The organism is Pseudaeromonas paramecii, assembly GCF_039540575.1.
Classification (GTDB): domain Bacteria; phylum Pseudomonadota; class Gammaproteobacteria; order Enterobacterales; family Aeromonadaceae; genus Pseudaeromonas; species Pseudaeromonas paramecii.
Genome location: NZ_BAABFC010000015.1, coordinates 1 through 20,120, shown reverse-complemented (window position 1 = coordinate 20,120; position 20,120 = coordinate 1). Strand labels below are relative to the sequence as shown.

Sequence of the window (20,120 nt, the reverse complement as noted above, 5' to 3'; positions counted from 1 at the left end):
CAGTCTGGACTACCTGCCCCCAATCAGTCGTCTTCAATCCGTGAACAACCTGGTGGGTTTACACACCTAGCCGCTCCACCTGACTGAACAAGGCATGAACCAACTTGGCATTGTCACCATGCCAGGCTTGTCAGCCCAAGAGCCCTGCCCTATAAACAAGCTCCCGTATCTGGAGTGACACGATGGACAACATCACCATACTGCTGAAGGTCAGCGGCCTCACCTTCCTGAGCCTGCTGCCCATGGTCAACCCTCCCACCACCGCCACCCTGCTGCTGGGGCTGAGCAAGGGCATGTCCCGAGAGCAGCTCAAGCGCACGGTCAACCTGACCACCGTCTATCTGTTTTGCACCCTGGTGGTGACCCTGTTTATCGGTTCCGGCATCTTGGAACTATTCGGCATCTCCATGCCCGGCCTGCGACTGGCGGGGGGTCTGGTGATCGGCTTCATCGGCTTTCGCATGCTGTTTCCCCAGCCAGGGTCCGGCAACCAGCAGCACGATGGCCAGAGCATCGCCTTCGTGCCGCTGACCATGCCCAGCCTGTGCGGCCCCGGTACCATGGCGGTGATCATCAGCGGCGCCTCACAACTGGCCGCCGTGGCGGACGAGCTGCCTCGCATTCCCCTGTATGGCGGTGTCATCCTGGGCTTCGTGCTCATCAGCGCCTTGGCCTGGGGGGTGCTGCGGCTGGCAGACCCGGTGTGCCGTCTGCTGGGGCAAAGCGGCATCGACGCCATGACCCGCATCATGGGCTTCCTGCTCATCTGCATGGGGGTACAGTTCGGCATCAACGGCGTGATGGAGCTGGCGCAAGATCCCGCCTTTGCCGGTTAATTCTAGGCCGGCACGGCGCCCCGACGGCGCAACGGCAACTGGCTCAGCACCACCCCCACCAGCACCAGACTGGAGGCCATCAGCTGGGTGGAATTGAGGGTTTCCCCCAGCACCAGGTAGGCAAACAGCAGGGTGAATACGGGGATGAGGTTGATGTAGGCATTGGCGATGGTCACCGGCATCTTGGTGATGGCCCAGTTGAACAGCAGATAGGCCCCCAGGGTGATGCAGGTGCCCAGATAAAAGATGATCCCAAGCTCCATGGCGCCCACCTGCTGCGGCCAGGGCTCTGTCAGGGCCAGCGGCAAGAAGAACAGGGTGCCGGTGAAGGCCTGCAAGGAGGTGAGGGTCAAGGGGCTGTAGCGGCTGGACATCTTCTTCAATACCACAGAGTAGACGGCGGCACAGAGCATGGCACCAAACTCCAGCAGGTTGCCCAGCAGCGGGTTGCTGGCGTTGTCACTCTGGGTGCCGGACAGGCTCAGCACTGTCACCCCGGCCATGGCCAGCAGGAAGCCCAACCACTGACGGGCAGCCACCCGCTCCCCGAGCATGAAATAGGCCACCAGCCCCACCAGCAGCGGCAGGGTGGAGGTGATCATGCCCGCCTGACCGGCGGTGGTGAAGCGCAGGGCATTGGCCTCCAGCAAAAAGTAGAAGCAGGGCTCCGCCAGGGTCATCAGCAGCAACCAGCGCCAGTCGCCGGCCTGATAACGGAACTTGCCCAGCCCCTTGTACATCAAGAGGAAACAGCAGCTGGCCACCAGCATGCGGCCGAAGATGACCTGACCCGGCCCCCAGATGGCCAGAATGTGTTTGAGGGCGATGAAGGCGCTGGCCCACAGGGACATGGCCAGGGTGAGGGACGCCAGGGGAAGCAAAGGCACGATACGACTCCAGCAAAACGCAGCAGCCTGCCAGTGTACTGGCTGGATCCCACGGCCGGTAGGGGTCAATCTGGATATTTATGCTGGCCAGCCCCCTCTGGTTAACCGGCAGAAGACCCGCGGTTTTTGGGTTGTTATGACGCGGGCAAGCGCCGATAATAAGGGCCGATTTTTCCCGGCTATGCGTTGTGAATGACAGACTATCTGCTGCTACTGATCAGCACCGTGTTGGTAAACAACTTCGTGCTGGTCAAGTTCCTGGGCTTGTGTCCCTTCATGGGGGTCTCCCGCAAACTGGAGCCGGCCGCCGGCATGGGCCTGGCCACCGCCTTCGTGCTGACCCTCACCGCCATGCTCACCTATCTGGTAGAGCACTGGCTGCTGGCGCCCCTGGGGCTGGGTTACCTGCGGATCATGGCCTTCATCCTGGTGATCGCCGTGGTGGTGCAATTTACCGAGATGGTGGTGCACAAGACGAGCCCGGCCCTCTACCGGCTGCTGGGCATCTATCTGCCCCTCATCACCACCAACTGCATCGTGCTGGGCCTGTCGCTGCTGAACGTCACCAGCGGCCATGATTTTCTCGCCAGCCTGATCTACGGCCTGGGTGCCGGCCTGGGCTTTTGCCTGGTGCTGGTGCTGTTTGCCAGCCTGCGGGAGCGGCTGGCGGCGGCGGATGTGCCCCTGCCCTTTCGCGGCATCGCCATCGCCATGATCACTGCCGGCCTGATGTCGCTGGCCTTCATGGGCTTTACCGGACTCATCAAACCCTGACCATGAGCCATTTCCTAGTCGTCATACTGCTGTTTGCCCTGCTGGCCCTGGTGTTCGGCCTGATCCTGGGCTATGCCGCCATCCGCTTCAAGGTGGAGGCCGATCCCATCGTCGATCAGATCGATGCCCTGCTGCCCCAGACCCAATGTGGTCAGTGCGGCTATCCCGGCTGCCGCCCCTATGCCGAGGCGGTGGCGAATGGGGATGCCATCAACAAGTGCGTGCCCGGCGGCGAGCCCACCATCAACAAGATTGCCGATCTGTTGGGCGTCGAGCCCCCCCAGGGTGAGGGCCCGGTGGCAGCCCCGGTCAAGAAGGTGGCCTTCATCCATGAGGATCGTTGCATCGGCTGCACCAAGTGCATCCAGGCCTGTCCGGTGGATGCCATCGTCGGCGCCGCCAAGCTGATGCATACCATACTGCGTCAGGAGTGCACCGGCTGCGATCTGTGCGTCGACCCCTGCCCCACCAACTGTATCGAGATGATTGAATTGCCCCAGACCCCGGACACCTGGCAATGGGAGCTGGCGCGGATCCCAGTTAAGGTAGTAGATAAGCATGAATAGCCTGCTGGAACAGATCCGCAAGGGCAAGCTGTGGGACTTCCATGGCGGCATCCATCCTGAGGAGCACAAGCAGCTCTCCAGTCAAACCAGCCTGCTGGAGGCGGGCCTGCCGCCCCTGCTGGTGCTGCCCCTGAAGCAACATATCGGCTCACCGGCCGAGCTGTGCGTCCAAGTGGGGGATCGGGTACTGACGGGCCAGCCCCTCACGGCTCCCAGCTCCCCCATGCAGGTGCCCATCCACGCCAGCAGCTCAGGCACAGTGGTGGCCATCGAGGAGCATACCGTCGCCCATCCGTCGGGCCTCAGCGAACCCTGCATCCTGATCCAGACCGATGGCCAGGACAGCTGGCGGCCGCGGGATCCCTGGCCAGACTATGCCGAGCGCGGTAACGATGAGTTGCTGGCCCGCATCCATCAGGCCGGCATCGCGGGCTTGGGCGGCGCCGGTTTTCCCACCGACATCAAGCTCAAGGGCGCCCAGGCCTATGCCCAACGCGAGCCCCTGCCGCTGCTGATCGTCAATGGCTGCGAATGCGAGCCCTATATCACCGCCGATGATCGCCTGATGCGGGACGAGGCCGCCGCCATCGTCGAAGGGATCACCCTGCTGCAGCAGATCTTAAGACCCCAGCTGACCCTGATCGCCATCGAGGACAACAAGCCCGAGGCCATCGCCGCCATCAGGGCCCAGGTGAAGAACGCCCATACCCTGGTGAAGGTACTGCCCACCAAGTACCCCTCTGGTGGCGAGCGACAGCTCATCGAAATACTCACCGGCCGCCAGGTCCCCAGCGGCAAGCCCCCCAGCGAGATGGGCATACTGGTGCAAAACGTTGGCACCCTGTACGCCATCCGTCAGGCGGTGGTGGAAGACGAACCCCTGATCCGCCGGGTGGTGACCCTGACCGGCGACCGCCTGGCCCAACCGGGCAACGCCTGGGTACGACTCGGCACCTCGGTGCGCTGGCTGATGCAACGCTTCGGCCTGGATCCCGAGCCCGGCCAGCGGGTGATCATGGGCGGCCCCATGATGGGCTTTACCCTGCCCCACGCCGATGTACCCGTGGTGAAGACCAGCAACTGCCTGCTGGCCCCCAGCCAGCGCAGCCTGCCCAGCCGGGATGAGGAGATAAATTGCATCCGCTGCGGTCAGTGTGCCGAAGCCTGTCCCGCCAGCCTGCTACCCCAGCAGCTGTACTGGTACAGCAAGGCCGGCGAGCTGGACACCGCCGAGCAGTACCGGCTGTTTGACTGCATCGAATGCGGCGCCTGTGCCTGGGTCTGCCCCAGCAACATTCCCCTGGTGCAGTATTACCGCCAGGCCAAATCCCAGCTGCGCAACCAGCGCCAGGAGCAGGCCCAGGCCGAGCGGGCCAAGCAGCGTTTCGCCGACAAGCAGCAGCGCCTGGAAGAGGAGCGACTGGAGCGGGATCGGCGGATGCAGGCGGCCAACGAGGCCCGCCGTGCCCAGCTTAAAGACGCCGGTGGCGAGGATCCGGTGGCCGCCGCCCTGGCCCGGATCAAGGCCAAGCAAGCCGCCCAGGCCGTGCCGACCGTCGCCGAGGATCCCATCGCCGCCGCCGTGGCCCGCGCCAAGGCCAAGAAGGCCGCACGGGAGGCCGAGGCGCCTGAGGTGACGCCGGCAGCCACGGCAGACGACGCCTTGGCCAATCCCGAAGCCAGCCCGGCGTCTGAGGCCCCGGCAGCCGATCCCCGCCAGGCCGCGGTCGCCGCCGCCATCGCCCGGGCCAAGGCCAAGAAGGCCGCCCGGGAGGCCGACGCACCTGAGGTGACGCCGGCAGCCACGACAGACGACGCCCCGGCCAATCCCGAAGCCAGCCCGGCGTCTGAGGCCCCGGCGGCCGATCCCCGCCAGGCCGCGGTGGCCGCCGCCATCGCCCGCGCCAAGGCCAAGAAGGCCGCCCGGGAGGCCGACGCGCCTGAGGTGACGCCGGCGGCTACGGCAGACGACGCCCCGGCCAATCCCGAAGCCAGCCCGGCGGCAGAGGCCCCGGCTGCCGATCCCCGCCAGGCCGCGGTGACCGCCGCCATCGCCCGGGCCAAGGCCAAGAAGGCCGCCCGAGAGGCCGCCGCAGACAACAGTGCCCCGCCGGTGCCGCCCTCATCCAAGGAGTCCGACTGATATGGCCTTTAGCCTTGCCATCTCACCCCACAGCCACAGTCAGCAGACCACCGGCCGCCTGATGCGCCTGGTGTTGCTGGCCCTGCTGCCGGGCCTCATCACCCAGTGGTTCCTGTTTGGCTGGGGGGTGATCTTCCAGCTGCTGCTGTGTGGCGCCACGGCCCTGGCGACCGAGGCCCTGGTGCTGCGCCTGCGCCAGCGGCCCCTGACGCCGCTGTTTGACAGCAGTGCCCTGCTCACCGCCAGCCTGCTGGCGGTGGCCCTGCCGCCCCTGGCTCCCTGGTATGTGGCGGTGATCGGCAGCGCCTTCGCCATCCTGGTGGCCAAACAGCTGTACGGCGGTCTGGGGCAGAACCCCTTCAACCCGGCCATGGTGGCCTATGTGCTGCTGCTGGTCTCCTTCCCCGGCGACATGACCGGCTGGCTGCCCGCTCCGGGCTTGGCGGAATTTTCCGTGGCCCTGCCCGATGCCGCCAGCGCCATCTTCACCGGCTTCACCCCGGATGGCTACAGCGTGCATCAGCTCAAGCTGGCGGCGGATGGCACCACCATGGCGACCCCGCTGGACACCCTGAAGACCGGGCTCAAGCAGGGCCATGCCCTGGCCGACATCCAGGCCGGCCCCACCTTCAGCCACTGGGCCGGCGCCGGCTGGCAGTGGATCAACCTGGCCTACCTGATGGGCGGCCTGTTCCTGGTCGCCACCGGCACCATCGCCTGGCAGATCCCTGTGGGTCTGCTGCTGGGTCTGGGGGGCGCCGCCAGCCTGGCCTGGGGCCTGGCACCGGATCACTTCGCCTTGCCGACCCTGGATCTGTTCTCTGGCGCCACCATGCTGGGGGCCTTCTTCATCGCCACGGATCCCGTCACCGCCGCCACCACGGTGCGCGGCCGCCTGATCTATGGCCTGCTGATTGGCCTGCTGGTCTTCCTCATCCGTCACTTTGGCGGCTACCCGGACGGCATGGCCTTCGCCGTGCTGCTGGCCAATATCGGCGTGCCCCTGCTGGACAAGCTGACCCGGCCCAAGGCCTATGGGGAGGTGCGCTGATGCTGGCCTCCATGCAACGCAACGGCCTGCGCCTGGCCCTGTTCGCCGTGGCCACCACGGCCCTGGTAAGCGGCATCCAGTGGCTCACCGCCGAGCCCATCGCCCAGCAGCAGTCGGTGCAGCTCAAGGCCACCCTGGGCCGCATGTTGCCCGAGGATCGCTTCGACAACGATCTGCTGGCCAGCTGCCGCATGATCACCAGCCCCCAGTATCTGGGGGACACCCAGCCCCACCCGCTCTACATCGCCAGCCTCAAGGGTAAGCCCAGCGCCTACATCATCGAATCGGTGGCGGCCGAGGGCTATGGCGGCAGCATCAAGCTGCTGAGTGCCGTGGATGCCCAGGGGCGGCTGCTGCGGGTGGAGGTGCTCAACCACAACGAGACCCCGGGCCTGGGCGACAAGATAGAGAGGCGCAAGAGCAGCTGGCTGGACCGCTTTGCTGGTCAGCGGCTGCAAGGCCGCGACGACCCGCGCTGGGCGGTGGACAAGGACGGCGGCATGTTCGACAGCTTCACCGGCGCCACCATCACCCCCCGCGCCGTGGTCAAGGGCGTGCGCCAGCTGTTGTTGCTGCTTAAGGATGATCCCAAGAGCCTGACCCAGGCTCCCCCCTGCCAGGAGTTGCCATGAGCGAAACCCCGTCCTCAGTGAGCCCGTCAGAGGCACAGAGCACCCTGCATCAGGGCTGCGGCGTGCCCGGCCCGCGGCTGATCAATCCGGCCATCAAGGAGATCGCCTTGCAGGGGTTGTGGAAGAACAACCCGGCATTGGTGCAGATCCTGGGCCTGTGCCCCGTGCTGGCGGTGACCAGCACGGCGGTCAACGCCCTGGGGCTGGGGCTAGCCACCACGCTGGTGCTGGTGCTCTCCAACCTGGCGGTCTCATTGGTGCGCCAGTGGGTACCCAACGAGATACGCATTCCGGTGTTCGTCATGATCATCGCCGCCTTCGTCACCTGTGTGCAGCTGCTGATGAACGCCTACCTGTTTGGCCTCTATCAGGCCCTGGGCATCTTCATCGCCCTCATCGTCACCAACTGCATCATCATTGGCCGGGCAGAAGCCTTCGCCAGCCGCAACCCGCCGCTGCTCAGCGCCTTCGATGGTCTGATGATGGGGGTAGGCTTCACCTGCGTGCTGCTGGTGCTGGGTGGGATCCGGGAGGTGCTGGGTCAGGGCACCCTGTTTGACGGCGCCGATCAGCTGCTGGGCCCCTGGGCCGCCAGCCTGCGCATCGTGGTTTACCACACGGATGCCGGCTTCCTGCTGGCGATCCTGCCGCCGGGCGCCTTCTTGACCCTGGGCTTTCTCATCGCCGCCAAGAACGCCATCGACGCCCGGTTGCGCAAGCCGGCCCAGGCCAAGGTGGAGATCACCCGCGCCCGGGTGACCCAGCTCTAAGGAGTGCCATGAACAAGGACAAGCGCCGCCAGATCCTGGAGCGGTTGCGGGAGGCCAACCCCCACCCCACCACGGAACTCAACTACAGCAGCCCGTTCGAGCTGCTGATTGCCGTCATCCTCTCCGCCCAGGCTACCGACGTGGGGGTCAACAAGGCCACAGATAAGCTATTTGTGATCGCCAACACCCCCGCCGCCATCCAGGCCCTCGGATTGGAGGGGTTGAAGCAATACATCAAGACCATCGGCCTGTACAATGCCAAGGCTGAAAACATTCTCAAGACCTGCGCCATCCTGCTGGAACAGCATGGCGGCCAGGTACCGGAGAGCCGGGAGGCCCTGGAGGCCCTGCCCGGGGTAGGCCGCAAGACCGCCAACGTGGTGCTCAACACCGCCTTCGGCTGGCCCACCATCGCCGTGGATACCCATATCTTCCGGGTCTCCAACCGCACCGGCTTTGCCCCGGGAAAGAATGTCAATCAGGTGGAAGAGAAGCTGCTGAAGGTGGTACCGGCAGAGTTCAAGCAGGACGTGCATCACTGGCTGATCCTGCATGGCCGCTACACCTGCCTGGCGCGCAAGCCCCGCTGCGGCTCCTGTCTCATCGAAGATCTATGCGAATTTAAAACAAAAACAGAACCGGAGGGATAAAACCTATGCGTATTCTTCACACCATGCTGCGGGTGGGCGATCTGGATCGCGCCATTGATTTCTACACCCGTATCCTCGGCATGAAACTGCTGCGCAAGAGCGAAAACACCGAGTACAAGTACACCCTGGCCTTCGTCGGCTACGGTGATGAGAAAGACGAGGCGGTGCTCGAGCTGACCTACAACTGGGGAGTCACCGAATACGAGATGGGCGGCGCCTTCGGCCACATCGCCATCGAGGCCGACGACATCTACGCCACCTGTGAGGCCATCCGTGCCGCCGGCGGCACCATCACCCGGGAGCCGGGCCCGGTGAAGGGCGGCACCACGGAGATCGCCTTCGTCCAGGATCCCGACGGTTACAAGATTGAGCTGATCAACAAGAAGCACGCCGGCAGCGGCCTGCACGGCTAAGCACCTCGCCGAAACAACAAGCCGGACTGATGTCCGGCTTTTTTTATCTCTGATCCCACGGGCTCGGGGCCCGCTAGATGGGCGGCAGGAATTTCTCCATGGAAATCACCACCCGGCGGTTGGTCTGACGCCCTACCTCGGTCTGGTTGCTGGCGATATGCTGCTTCTCGCCATGACCATCCACCTGCAGCCGCTCCGCCGGCACCCCCTGCTGCACGAAGAAGGCCTTGAGGGCGGCGGCTCGCTTGTCCGAGAGCTGCTGATTGGTCCAGCTGCCGCCGTAGCTGTCGGTATAGGCATCCAGCAGGATGAGATCTATGGTGGTGTCCGCCTTGACGTATTCGGCGATCTGCTCAAGCCGCCGCTGGGAATAGGGCGTGAGGCGATCGCTGTTGCTCTCGTAGTTGAGCACGCTGAAGGCGATGTCCTCAAAGGTATAGGGCAGCAGGTTGTTCAGGCAGCTCAGGAAGGCCTGATAGCGGCTGGGGAAGCCAACCGAGGAGAGGGAGACCCGCACGCTCTGGCCCCTGTGATACCAGTCCTTGAACAAGAAGGAGGGATAGAAGCCGCGCTCCAGATCCGAGAGCATGGTCCAGGCCGCCTGGCCATCCACCAGACCGTCAAACTGGGCATAGAAGCGGATGGTGCTGATGCCCTGCTCCGCCTGGCCCGGTCGCCACAAGGGCGGAATGGCTCTGAGGGTCACGGATTGCTGGCGCACGTTCTGCCGGTAGGGCGCCAGCTCGAAGTCCAGATTCACCTTCTTGCCGGAGCGGCTGACGAAGGCCCCCTGGCCATAACCGGGAATGGTATGCTCCAGCCGGCATTCCAGCGGGCTATCGCTGGCCAGCCGCCATTCCGACTGATCCATGGGGGCGCTATACTCCAGCAGCCCTTCGCCCCAGGCAAAAGGCACCACGCCGGCCAACATGACTGCCATCCACTTGTTCACGGCCCAACTCCCAGCCCATTGATTACTTCCCCTATCGGCCGGGTCGCAGACAACTTTAGGACTTTTACCTGAACTTTTATTGCCCGCCGGTGTGGCTCCTTAACGGTGCCGCACGGGTGAAGCATAATGCCCCGAGACGCGCGGCCTAATGGCCGGTGGCGGCAAAGGCTGGGTGAAAGCTGACGGTGCCCTGCGGCAGCTGTCCGTCAAAGGAGAGGGCGAAGAAATACTCAGGCGGCACGCCCTCGTAGACCAGCCCATCCGGGTTGCGAAAGCCAAATTTCACATAATATTCGGGATGCCCCACCAGGCAGCAGCCTTGCGCCGGCAAGGTGTGGAGCCGCGCCAAACCGGCCTGAATGAGTGCCTGACCTATGCCCTGGCGCTGATAGTCCGGCAGCACTGAAACCGGCCCCAGCCCGTACCAGTTGGGCGTGCCATCCGACAGGGTGACAGGCGAGAAGGCGATATGCCCCACCACTTGGCCATGGATGTGCGCCACCAGCGAGACGCTCAAGGCACCGGCGGCCCGCAGCGCCTGGATAATAAACTGCTCGGTATGCTGGCTGATCTCCAGGCTGGCAAAGGCCGCCTCCGTCACGGCCGTGATGGCCTCCCAATCGGCCGGGGTCTCGTCGCGGATAAGCAGATCCGGGTGCATTGATTATATTTCCTCAGCTTGGTGGCCAACACGGTGAATACATTATGCGTAGGGGCGATTAGCGCAGCGTAATCGCCCTAACGGAAACCGCAGCGAAGTAGCATTCCGGTGGTTGGTCGTTAGCAATAATGCCTCCCCCCATCAAATCAACCCCTTGTTTACAGAATGTTTTAACGGGCGATTACGCAAGGCTAATCGCCCCTACGGGCTGAGAAAATACACTCACCCCTTATCCCGGCAGGTCATTCGGCCCCCAACCTAACGCCACAGCCCCTGACTTGCGGCTATCACGGCGCCGATAGGGATGGGCGATGCAGCCTGGCTGGCATCGTGGCATTCGGCAGCTCGCGCTTTTTGAGTCCCTAGGCTAGCGCAATCGTTTTTGCACCGATATGGCCCCGTTTGGCAAAGATCACGTTTGGGCGGAATTTTCCGCGCTAAACCCCGAGGCGGGCCGCATCCTGGGCCCGGTGGCGGGGTGGGCTTGCAGCACAAGATCTGACATAATGTCGCGTCCTTAGCGTCATGGACGAGTCAAACCCCATAAACAACGAATAAACACACGAAGGAAGGGAGTCTTAGATGCGTAAACGTATCATCCAGATCGATGAGAAACCCGGCTGGCTGGAAAGCATTCCGCTGAGCCTGCAGCACCTGTTCGCCATGTTCGGCGCCTCCGTGCTGGTGCCCATGCTGTTCAAGATCGACGTGGGTACAGTGCTGCTGTTCAACGGCATCGGCACCCTCATCTATCTCTTCCTGTGTCAGGGCAAGGTGCCGGCCTTCTTGGGCTCGAGCTTCGCCTTCCTCTCCCCGGTGTTTGCCGTGATGGCGGCCTATGACTACGAGACCGCCCTGGGCGGCTTTATCGCCTCCGGGGTCATCTTCATCATCACCTCCTTGCTGATCAAGACCTTCGGCTACAAGTGGATCGATGTGGTGTTCCCGCCGGCGGCCATGGGTGCCATCGTCGCCATCATAGGTCTGGAGCTGGCCCCGGTGGCGGCCAACATGGCCGGCCTCACCGCCGAGACCCTGGATCCCAAGACGGTCTCCGTGGCCATGATCACCTTCGCCACAGTCGTGTTCGGTTCCGTGCTGTTCCGCGGCTTCTTGGCGGTGATCCCCATCCTCATCGCCATCCTGGTGGGCTATGCCGCCGCCTGGGCACTGGGCCTGGTGGACTTCTCCCCGATAGCCAGCGCCCCGGCGGTGAAGGTGCCCACCTTCTACCATCCCAAGTTCGAGCTGGCCGCCATCATCACCATACTGCCGGCCGCCTTCGTGGTGATCGCCGAGCACATAGGCCACTTCATCGTCACCGAGAAGATCGTCGAGCGGGATCTGCGCAAGGACCCCGGCATGCACAGATCCATGATGGGCGATGGCATCTCCACCACCTTGTCCGGCTTCTTCGGCTCAGTGCCCACCACCACCTACGGTGAGAACATAGGTGTGCTGGCCATCACCCGGGTCTACAGCGTCTGGGTCATCGGCGGTGCCGCCGTGCTCTCCATCCTGCTGGCCTTCTTCGGTCAGTTCACCGCCGTGGTACACACCATTCCGGTGCCTGTGATGGGCGGCGTCTCCTTGCTGCTGTTCGGCGTGATCGCCGCCTCCGGTATCCGTATGCTGGTGGAGTCCAAGGTGGACTACAGCAAGCCGCGCAACCTGATCCTCACCTCCATCGTGCTGATCGTCGGCCTGTCCGGCGCCCACCTGGAGATAGGCTCTGTGTCCTTGAAGGGCATGGCCCTGGCCACCATTCTCTCCATCGCCGTCAGCCTGCTGTTCGAGTTGTTCGACCGCCTGGGCTGGATGAGCCGTCATGACATCATGGAGCCCTGAGGGGCTCCCAACTTGATACCAGGAATCCGATGACCGACCAGGCAAGCGTACATCCCCTGAAGCAGCGTTTTCGCGGCTACTTCCCCGTGGTGATCGATGTGGAAACCGCCGGTTTCAACGCCCAGGGCGATGCCCTGCTGGAGATCGCCGCCTGCACCCTCACCATGGATGAGGACGGCTGGCTGAAGATCGATGACACCTTCCACTACCACGTGGAGCCCTTTGAGGGGGCCAACATCGAAGAGGCGGCCATCGCCTTCAACGGCATCGATCCCTTCAACCCCCTGCGGGGCGCGGTGAGCGAGAAGGAGGCCCTGGGTGGCATCTTCAAGGGGCTGCGCAAGGGACTCAAGGAGACCGGCTGTCACAGAGCCATAGTGGTGGCGCACAACGCCGCCTTCGATCATGGCTTTCTGATGGCAGCAGCGGAGCGGGCGGGGCTGAAGCGCAACCCCTTCCACCCCTTCGCCACCTTCGACACCGCGGCCCTCTCCGGCCTGGCCCTGGGCCAGACGGTGCTGGCCAAGGCCTGTCTGGGGGCCGGTATCCCCTTCGATAACAAGGAGGCCCACTCCGCCTTGTACGATACCCAGCGAACCGCCGAGCTGTTCTGCTATATCGTCAATCGCTGGAAGGCCCTGGGGGGCTGGCCGCCCAGCGCCTGATCAGCCAAGTAGTGAAACCAGTGCGAGCAGGCCTGCGGGCCTGTTCCTTTTTCTAACACGTAACCAAACGGAAGAACCATTCAGATGAATCCCGTTGTCATCGCTGTCTGCCTGATGTTGCTGCTGAGCCTGCTACGCATCAACGTGGTGATCTCCCTGACCCTCAGCGCCCTGGTCGGCGGTCTGGTGGGCGGCCTGTCGGTCACCGATACCCTGAACGCCTTCACCGAGGGGCTGGGTGGCGGTGCCACCATCGCCCTCTCCTACGCCATGCTGGGGGCCTTCGCCGTGGCCATCTCCCGCTCCGGCATCACGGATCTGCTGGCTCACAGCGTGATCCGCCAGCTGGGTGGTGACGCCACCGCCGGCCGCCTGCTGTGGGTCAAGAGCCTGCTGCTGATGGCCATCCTGGGGGTGAGCATCTCCTCCCAGAACTTGATCCCGGTACACATCGCCTTCATCCCCATCCTGATCCCGCCCCTGCTGCACGTGATGGCGCAGATGAAGCTGGATCGCCGGCTGGTAGCCTGCGTGCTGACCTTCGGCCTCACCGCCACCTACATGATTTTGCCGGTAGGCTTTGGCGGCATCTTCCTGAACACCATTCTGGCCGCCAACCTGGCCAGCAACGGGGTGCAGGTGCAGGGAGCCCAACTGCCGCTGGCCATGGCCATCCCGGTAGGGGGCATGGTACTGGGTCTGCTGTGCGCCATCTTCATCAGCTACCGCAAGCCGCGGGAGTACGATCTGGCCCGCATCCTGGCCGCCGAGCCGGAGAAGCTGCATGTCAAGCGCGGCCATGTACTGGTGGCCCTGCTGGCCATCTTCACCGCCCTGGGTCTGCAGCTGTATACCGACTCCATCATCCTCGGCGCCATGGTCGGCTTCATCATCTTCACCCTGGGGGGCGTGGTGCCCTTCAAGCAGAGCCAGGACACCTTCACCCAAGGGGTCAAGATGATGTCCCTCATCGGCTTCATCATGGTAGCCGCCGCCGGCTTCTCCGCGGTGATGAACGCCACCCACGGGGTGGAGAGCCTGGTGCAGGCGGTGGCCGGCTCCCTTGATGGCCATAAGGGGCTGGCGGCGTTCGTCATGCTGCTGGTGGGCCTGCTCATCACCATGGGCATCGGCTCCTCCTTCTCCACCGTGCCCATCATCGCCACCATCTACGTGCCCCTGTGCCTGCAGCTGGGCTTCTCGCCCCTGGCCACCATAGCGCTCATCGGCACCGCCGGTGCCCTGGGGGATGCCGGCTCACCGGCCTCCGACTCTACCCTGGGCCCCACCGCCGGCCTGAATGCCGATGGCCAACATGACCATATCTGGGATACAGTCGTGCCCACCTTCATCCACTACAACATCCCGCTGCTGGCCTTCGGCTGGATCGCCAGCATGGTGCTCTAAGCAGCGGGAACGCCAAACCGAGGATGGCCTGTGCCATTCCGGTCAGCTTGTGGCAGGCTCACCCTGCCACAAGTTTTCCCTAACCTGCGAGAAGCCCACCCATGAACAGGCACTCATTGTCTACCACCAGCCTGCTGGTGGCCCTGCTGTGTAGCGGCTGTGCGCCCTATTACTATCATGATGATGGCCATCGGCCGCGCTATGGCCAGGATGGCAACAACCAGCCAGACCACCGCCACCCCCAGCAACATCAGCAGCACCAGCAGCCGCAACGCCCTCAGGGCAACCAGCACCAGCAAAACCAGCAGCCGCAGCGTCCGCAGGGCAACCAGCACCAGCAAAACCCGCAGCCGCAGCGTCCACAGGGCAACCAGCATCAGCAAAACCCGCAGCCGCAGCGTCCACAGGGCAACCAGCACCAGCAAAACCAGCAGCCGCAGCGTCCACAGGGCAACCAGCATCAGCAAAACCAGCAACCCCAGCGCCCGCAAGGCGGCCAGCAACAAGGCAGTCAACAGCGAGTGACGCCCAAGCCGACTACTCCGCCGATCTGCACACAGGGCAGCCCCGGCTGTAAGGGATAGGCGTAATGGTGTGCCGCTCGGCCTCCGACGCCCAGGCGGCCCGCCAGAGACGGGGCGAACAGCGCTGGCAGTCGCGGCCAAAGTGAGGTAGCCTGCCCGGCCCTCATTTGTGCCCGGAGGCCTTCATGCATATCGGTTTTGACTACGGTACCTCCAACTGTGCCGTGGCCCTGATGGATCAGGGTAGGGTGCGGCGCTTGCCGCTGGAAGGCGGCGACAGCTACCTGCCCTCCACCCTGTTTGCCCCCCATCGCGAGGCCATCGCCGATCTGCTGCACGGCCTGTTGCCGGCCAGCCAGCAGGCCACCTTTGCCCAGGCCCGGCAGCTGGCCATCGCCAAGGGTCGCCGACTGCGTCCTCAGCTGGATGACGAGGGGCTGGAGTACGAGCTGCTGGTGGGCCGGGCCGCCACCGCCCGTTATCTCGAAGCCCCCGAAGAGGGCTACTACCTCAAGTCGCCCAAGTCCTTCCTCGGTGCCACCGGCCTCTCCGCCAGTCAGCTGGATCTGTTCTGCGATCTGGTCAGTGCCATGATGGCCACCATCAAGACTCGGGCCGAGACGGCCCTGGGCGCCGAGATCCGTCAGGCGGTCATCGGCCAGCCGGTGAACTTTCAGGGGTTGGGAGGTGAGGAGAGCAACCGCCAGGCCCGGGAGATCCTGCAGCGGGCGGCCCGACTGGCCGGCTTTGCCGAGGTGAGCTTTCAGTTTGAGCCGGTGGCGGCGGGGCTGGAGTACGAGGCGAGCCTCAGTTCAGAGCAGCGGGTACTGGTGCTGGATATCGGCGGCGGGACCACCGACTGCTCCTTGCTGCGCATGGGGCCGGATCGGGCAGGACTCACCGACCGCAGCGCGGATCTGCTGGGCCACACCGGCGAGCGGATCGGCGGTAACGACTTCGACATCCGCCTGGCGGTGAATGGCTTGATGGGACTGTGCGGCATGGCCTCCCAGAACCAGCGGGGTCTGCCCATGCCGGCCCCCCTCTACTGGGATGCCATGTCCATCAACGACGTCCAGGCACTGGGGCGCTTTCACGCGCCGGAGACCGGCCGTCTGCTGCAACAGCTGCGGCGGGAGGCCAGGGAGCCGGCCTTGCTGGATCGCCTTATCCGGGTGCGGGAGGAGAAGCTCAGCCACCAGCTGGTGTGGCAGAGCGAGCAGGCCAAGATAGGACTGGCCCAGGCGGAGCAGGTGCAGCAGCTCATCGCCTTGGAGCGACCGCCATTGGCGGTGGAGTTCAGTCGCCACCAGCTGGCCCAGGTAAGCCAGCCGCTCTTGGAGAAGATTGGCCTGCTGGCAGACGAGGCCATGAAGCAGGCCGGATGCCGACCCGATGCCCTGTTTGTCACCGGCGGCAGTGCCCATTCGCCGGTGATCCGCGCCTGGCTGCAGCAGCGCTACCCGGATCTGCCGCTGGTGGAAGGGGATCACTTCGGCAGCGTCATCGCCGGCCTGGCCCGCTGGGCCGAGCGCTGCTACGGCTAACCGTTAGCCCCGCCGATAGCTGATAACGCAACCGGCCTGAGTCATGCTCAGGCCCTGTCCCCAATGAGCTCATCCAGCAGGGCTTCCAGCTCCGCCACCGAGTCCACCACCGCATAGGCGTGACGAAAATCGCCGCCGGCGGTGAGGGGGTGGCGCACCAGGATGCAACGCAGGCCCGCCGCCCGCGCCGCCGCCAGACCCCGGGGGGAGTCCTCCACCGCCACGCATTCATCGGCGGACAACCCCAGCCGGGCCAGCCCCTTAAGATAGAGTTCGGGATCCGGCTTGCTGCGCTGGCAATCCTCGGCGCTGAACACAAAGCCCAGCCGATCCCTGTAATCCAGTCGGGCATGCACCTGATCGAAGTGGGTGCGGTAGGCGCTGGTCACCACCCCCATGCTCACCCTACCCTGCAGCCGCGCCAGCAGCTCCTGCATGCCGGGAATGGCCAGGCTGTCGGCCTGCTCATCCAGCAGTTGGGCATATAGCCGATTGCGCCGGGCCCGCAGGGTCGGGATCTGCGCCTCCCCCACCCCGAAGCCTGCCAGCCGATGCCAGGGCCCGCGGTCATCCTGCAAAAACCAGTCGAAATACTCCTGGGGGCTCAGGCCCACACCGTACTCCCCCAGCAGCCGACAGTTGGCCTCGTAAAATAGATGCTCGGTGTTCACCAGCACCCCATCGTTGTCCCACAGTATGCCCTTTAGCATGCCGCCTCCCAGCGCACCGTCAGCAGGGTCTGCTCGCCCTGCCAGATCCGGCCGGTGAAGACGCCGCCGGGCGGCACCAACCCCACGCCGGAGGGGGTGCCGGTCATCAACACATCGCCATCCTGCAACGCCATGAAGCCCTGGGTCTCGGCCAGGATGGCCGCCGGCGAGTGGATCATCAGGGACTCTCGGCCGTACTGCAACCGCGCACCGTCAAGGCACAGCTCGTACTCCAGCTCCTGATGGGCATCGTATGCCACAAAGGGGGACAGCAGGGCCGAGCCGTCGAAGGCCTTGGCCCGCTCCCAGGGCAGCCCCTTGGCCTTGAGGTAGGACTGCAGCTGGCGCTTGGTGAGATCCAGCCCCAGGGCCACGGCGGCCAGCGTGCCGCCCTGATAGGCAAAGCACAGCTCCGCCTCGTAATGCAGGGCCTCGCCGCCATGGCTGGCCGCCAGCCGCTCGGTGAGCGCCGAGCCGGGCTTGCAGAACAGCACCATCTGCTCCGGCACCTCGTTGCCCAACTCGGCAATATGGGCGACGAAGTTGCGCCCGACACACACCAGCTTGCCCAATGGCAGGCGCTGCTGCCCCACAATGATTGAATTCATTGCCTACCCCATGAAGTAACTTTTAAGCCCCGCCAGCACATTGGTGGCGGCGATGGCCGCCAGCAGCATGCCCATCACCCGGCTGACGATGCTGGCCCCCATGTCGCCGATGAGCCGGGCTATGGGGGTGGCAAAACGCATCAACAGATAAGTGGCAAAGATCACCAGCAGCATCAACACGGCGGTCAGGGCCTGGTGAGCCAATGAGTGGCTGGCGTTCTCGGTGAGCAGCACCACCGCCATCATGGCCCCCGGCGAGGCGATGGAGGGGGTGGCCAGGGGGAAGACGGCGGTCTCCTTCACCGAGCGGGCCATGCGCATCTCGCCCTCCGGCTTGCCCTCGCCGAAGATCATGGTCAGGGCGAACAGGAACAGGATGAGGCCGCCCGCTATCTGAAACGCCACCAGCGGCACCCCCATGGCCCGCAGCAGCACCTCGCCGGCCACGATAAAAAACAGCAGGATACCGGCGGCGGTCAGCGCCGCCACCCGGGCTATCTTGCGCCGCTCGGCGTCGGAGCGCCCACGGGTGGAGGAGATGAACACCGGCAGGGTGCCGATGGGGTCGATGACGGCCCACAACAGGACCAGGGTGCTCAGGATCTCAGGATGGGACACAGGCAACTCCTCGCGGTGAATGGGTCGGCCAGGGCCGATGAAGCGTCACCTTATCACAGTTGCGCCAGATCACACTATGGCGCCAACTCATTGAGAGACCGACAAAAAAGCGGCCGATGCGGCCGCCGGTTAGACGCAATGCGAGTGCTCAGGGTTCCAGCCCCAGCACACCCCGGGTATAGCCGTGCACCCTGGCAGCCAGGGCGGCATCCTGGCTCAGATCCTGGCCATAGGAGGGCACCATCTGCTTGAGACGTTCTTGCCACTGGACGCCTTGCAGCTGGCGGGGGAAGCAGCGGGCCAGCAGATCCAGCATGGCCTTGACGCTGACCGAGGCGCCCGGCGAGGCCCCCAGCAGGGCAGCCAGGGAGCCGTCGGCCGAGGCCACCAGTTCGGTGCCAAACTCCAGCTTGCCCCAGCGATCCGCGCCGCGCTTGATCACCTGCACCCGCTTGCCGGCATGGGCCAGCTGCCACTCGTCGGCCTTGACCTGGGGCAGAAAGCTGGCCAGGGAGGCGATCCGCTGGCTGTGGCTCTGCACCGCCTCCTTCATCAGGTAGCGGGTGAGATCCAGGTTGCTGCTCCCCGCCCCCAGCAGGCTCTTGAGGTTATGGGGCCGCACCGACTTGATGAGATCCAGCCGCGAGCCCTGCTTGAGAAAACGGGTGGTAAAGCCGGCATAGGGGCCGAACAGCAGGCAGGGCTCACCGCCTATGATGCGGGTGTCCAGATGGGGCACCGACATGGGCGGCGCCCCCACCGGCGCCAGGCTGTAGACCTTGGCATTGTGCTGCGCCACCAGGTCTGGATTCTGGCAGATGAGCCACTGGCCGCTGACCGGGAAGCCGCCGTAGCCCGCTGCCTCGGGAATGCCGGATTTTTGCAGCAGGCGCAGGGCATTGCCGCCGGCCCCCAGAAAGACGAAGGGGCTCTCCACCTGGCAGGCCTTGCCGGTGGCGCGATTCACCGCCTTGACCCGCCAGGGCCGCCCGGCACCGCTGCCACGGCTAAAGCCCGTGACCCGTGTCTGGGTCAGCAGGGTAAAGGGTGCACTGGCCTGCAGGTAGTTCACCAGTATGCCGGTCAGCGCGCCGAAGTTTACATCGGCGCCCTGCTCCACCCGGGTGGCGGCCAGGGGCATGGCCGGATCCCGGCCCGCCATCAACAGCGGCATCCACTGGGCCAGCTGCGCCGGATCCTGACTCCACTGCATGGTGTCGAACAGGTGATGGGCCCGCATCTTCTCGTAACGGGCCTTGAGGAAGGCCACATTGGCCTCCCCCCAGACGGCGCTCATGTGCGGCACCCGGTTGATGAAGGCCCTAGGATCGATCTGGGGTTCACTCGTCACCAGATGGGACCAGAACTGCAAGGAGAGATCGAAGGCGGTGTTGATCTCGATGGCGCGGTGGATGTCCACCTGACCACCGGGGCCCTGGGGGGTGTAGTTCAGCTCGCAGTAACCGGCATGGCCGGTGCCGGCATTGTGCAGGGCCGCGGAGCTTTCCTGCGCCACGCTACCGAGCTGTTCAATCATGCAAATATGCAAGGAGGGATCGAGACGATGGAGCAACATCGCCAGGGTGGCACTCATGATGCCCCCCCCTACCAGGGTGACATCCGCCTGCAGTGACGCCATTTTTCAACACATCCAGTGACAGCAAGAAAAGGCACAAATTATATACATTTTTGTGACCTTTTCCTCCTGTTTTTATGCAGCCAGAAAACAATAGTTATGCATATAAAAAGGTTTATATGCAGTAATTGCCGATTCTACTGCATAGCGGCCTAGCTGTGATCTCTCTGTAGGTTGTTCACTCGGGGCATTCCCGGAGAATTGGAGGCGCCAACCAAACCA

21 protein-coding genes are annotated in these 20,120 nt (G+C 64.3%); 13 read left to right on the top strand and 8 right to left on the bottom strand.

The annotated features are described in order from the left end of the window. Window positions 1–197: 197 nt before the first annotated feature. Window positions 198–836 carry a MarC family NAAT transporter gene (locus tag ABD847_RS12220; protein ID WP_425568461.1) on the top strand — a complete coding sequence of 213 codons (639 nt, stop codon included), beginning with the start codon at window positions 198–200 and terminating at the stop codon, window positions 834–836. Window positions 837–838: 2 nt separating this feature from the next. Here ABD847_RS12220 and ABD847_RS12215 read toward each other — a convergent pair whose 3' ends face one another. Continuing rightward, on the bottom strand, window positions 839–1,687 hold the full coding sequence (locus tag ABD847_RS12215; RefSeq protein ID WP_425568460.1) for a DMT family transporter: 849 nt from the start codon (window positions 1,685–1,687) through the stop codon (window positions 839–841). A gap of 228 nt (window positions 1,688–1,915) precedes the next feature. On the opposite strand from ABD847_RS12215, the gene rsxA reads away from it, so the two are divergent. From rsxA to gloA, 8 genes are read left to right on the top strand one after another with little or no spacing between them, the layout of a single operon-like run. Beyond that, window positions 1,916–2,497: an electron transport complex subunit RsxA gene (gene rsxA / locus ABD847_RS12210; protein ID WP_345013395.1), complete on the top strand. Its 582-nt coding sequence runs from the start codon at window positions 1,916–1,918 to the stop codon at window positions 2,495–2,497. Between the two features lie 2 nt (window positions 2,498–2,499). Further along, window positions 2,500–3,063: an electron transport complex subunit RsxB gene (gene rsxB / locus ABD847_RS12205; protein ID WP_345013393.1), complete on the top strand. Its 564-nt coding sequence runs from the start codon at window positions 2,500–2,502 to the stop codon at window positions 3,061–3,063. Continuing rightward, entirely contained in the window at window positions 3,056–5,206 is a 2,151-nt protein-coding gene (rsxC, locus tag ABD847_RS12200) for an electron transport complex subunit RsxC (RefSeq protein WP_345013391.1), read from the top strand. The genes rsxB and rsxC overlap by 8 nt, the downstream gene beginning before the upstream one ends. Before the next feature lies 1 nt (window position 5,207). Then, window positions 5,208–6,257, top strand: coding sequence for an electron transport complex subunit RsxD (gene rsxD / locus ABD847_RS12195; protein WP_345013389.1), 1,050 nt, complete (start codon window positions 5,208–5,210; stop codon window positions 6,255–6,257). Continuing rightward, window positions 6,257–6,889: an electron transport complex subunit RsxG gene (gene rsxG / locus ABD847_RS12190; protein ID WP_345013387.1), complete on the top strand. Its 633-nt coding sequence runs from the start codon at window positions 6,257–6,259 to the stop codon at window positions 6,887–6,889. The genes rsxD and rsxG overlap by 1 nt, the downstream gene beginning before the upstream one ends. Then, a complete protein-coding gene (locus ABD847_RS12185) occupies window positions 6,886–7,659 on the top strand; it encodes an electron transport complex subunit E (RefSeq protein ID WP_345013385.1) in 774 nt (257 codons plus the stop codon). The genes rsxG and ABD847_RS12185 overlap by 4 nt, the downstream gene beginning before the upstream one ends. An 8-nt stretch (window positions 7,660–7,667) precedes the next feature. Continuing rightward, a complete protein-coding gene (gene nth, locus ABD847_RS12180) occupies window positions 7,668–8,309 on the top strand; it encodes an endonuclease III (RefSeq protein ID WP_345013383.1) in 642 nt (213 codons plus the stop codon). A gap of 5 nt (window positions 8,310–8,314) precedes the next feature. After that, window positions 8,315–8,722, top strand: a complete 408-nt coding sequence (gloA, locus tag ABD847_RS12175) for a lactoylglutathione lyase (RefSeq protein WP_345013381.1) — start codon at window positions 8,315–8,317, stop codon at window positions 8,720–8,722. A gap of 73 nt (window positions 8,723–8,795) precedes the next feature. On the opposite strand, the gene ABD847_RS12170 is transcribed toward gloA, so the two are convergent. Beyond that, on the bottom strand, window positions 8,796–9,674 hold the full coding sequence (locus ABD847_RS12170; RefSeq protein WP_345013379.1) for a flagellar protein MotY: 879 nt from the start codon (window positions 9,672–9,674) through the stop codon (window positions 8,796–8,798). Between the two features lie 145 nt (window positions 9,675–9,819). Then, entirely contained in the window at window positions 9,820–10,335 is a 516-nt protein-coding gene (locus tag ABD847_RS12165; protein WP_345013377.1) for a GNAT family N-acetyltransferase, read from the bottom strand. A 582-nt stretch (window positions 10,336–10,917) separates the two neighbouring features. Between ABD847_RS12165 and uraA the strand changes: the two genes are divergently transcribed. The 3 genes from uraA to ABD847_RS12150 all read left to right on the top strand — a co-directional run bounded on the left by uraA (window position 10,918) and on the right by ABD847_RS12150 (window position 14,255). Next, a complete protein-coding gene (gene uraA, locus ABD847_RS12160) occupies window positions 10,918–12,183 on the top strand; it encodes a uracil permease (protein ID WP_345013375.1) in 1,266 nt (421 codons plus the stop codon). Between the two features lie 29 nt (window positions 12,184–12,212). Continuing rightward, complete coding sequence (rnt, locus tag ABD847_RS12155) at window positions 12,213–12,848, top strand: ribonuclease T (RefSeq protein WP_345013373.1); 636 nt, start codon at window positions 12,213–12,215, stop codon at window positions 12,846–12,848. A gap of 84 nt (window positions 12,849–12,932) precedes the next feature. Beyond that, window positions 12,933–14,255, top strand: coding sequence for a Na+/H+ antiporter family protein (locus ABD847_RS12150; RefSeq protein ID WP_345013371.1), 1,323 nt, complete (start codon window positions 12,933–12,935; stop codon window positions 14,253–14,255). Between the two features lie 113 nt (window positions 14,256–14,368). On the opposite strand, the gene ABD847_RS12145 is transcribed toward ABD847_RS12150, so the two are convergent. After that, window positions 14,369–14,770: a hypothetical protein gene (locus tag ABD847_RS12145; RefSeq protein ID WP_345013369.1), complete on the bottom strand. Its 402-nt coding sequence runs from the start codon at window positions 14,768–14,770 to the stop codon at window positions 14,369–14,371. Between the two features lie 194 nt (window positions 14,771–14,964). On the opposite strand from ABD847_RS12145, the gene yegD reads away from it, so the two are divergent. Further along, a complete protein-coding gene (gene yegD / locus ABD847_RS12140; protein WP_345013367.1) occupies window positions 14,965–16,326 on the top strand; it encodes a molecular chaperone in 1,362 nt (453 codons plus the stop codon). A 47-nt stretch (window positions 16,327–16,373) separates the two neighbouring features. On the opposite strand, the gene ABD847_RS12135 is transcribed toward yegD, so the two are convergent. From ABD847_RS12135 to mqo, 4 genes are all read right to left on the bottom strand, one after another. Beyond that, the gene (locus ABD847_RS12135; RefSeq protein WP_345013365.1) at window positions 16,374–17,036 is read right to left on the bottom strand and encodes an HAD family hydrolase; all 663 of its coding nucleotides are present in this window, start codon (window positions 17,034–17,036) and stop codon (window positions 16,374–16,376) included. Further along, entirely contained in the window at window positions 17,030–17,644 is a 615-nt protein-coding gene (locus tag ABD847_RS12130; protein ID WP_345013363.1) for a fumarylacetoacetate hydrolase family protein, read from the bottom strand. Before ABD847_RS12130 ends, ABD847_RS12135 begins: the two co-directional genes overlap by 7 nt. Before the next feature lie 3 nt (window positions 17,645–17,647). Continuing rightward, window positions 17,648–18,262, bottom strand: a complete 615-nt coding sequence (locus ABD847_RS12125) for a MarC family protein (protein ID WP_345013361.1) — start codon at window positions 18,260–18,262, stop codon at window positions 17,648–17,650. 148 nt (window positions 18,263–18,410) lie between these two features. Next, window positions 18,411–19,901, bottom strand: coding sequence for a malate dehydrogenase (quinone) (gene mqo, locus ABD847_RS12120; RefSeq protein WP_345013359.1), 1,491 nt, complete (start codon window positions 19,899–19,901; stop codon window positions 18,411–18,413). Between the last annotated feature and the right edge of the window lie 219 nt (window positions 19,902–20,120).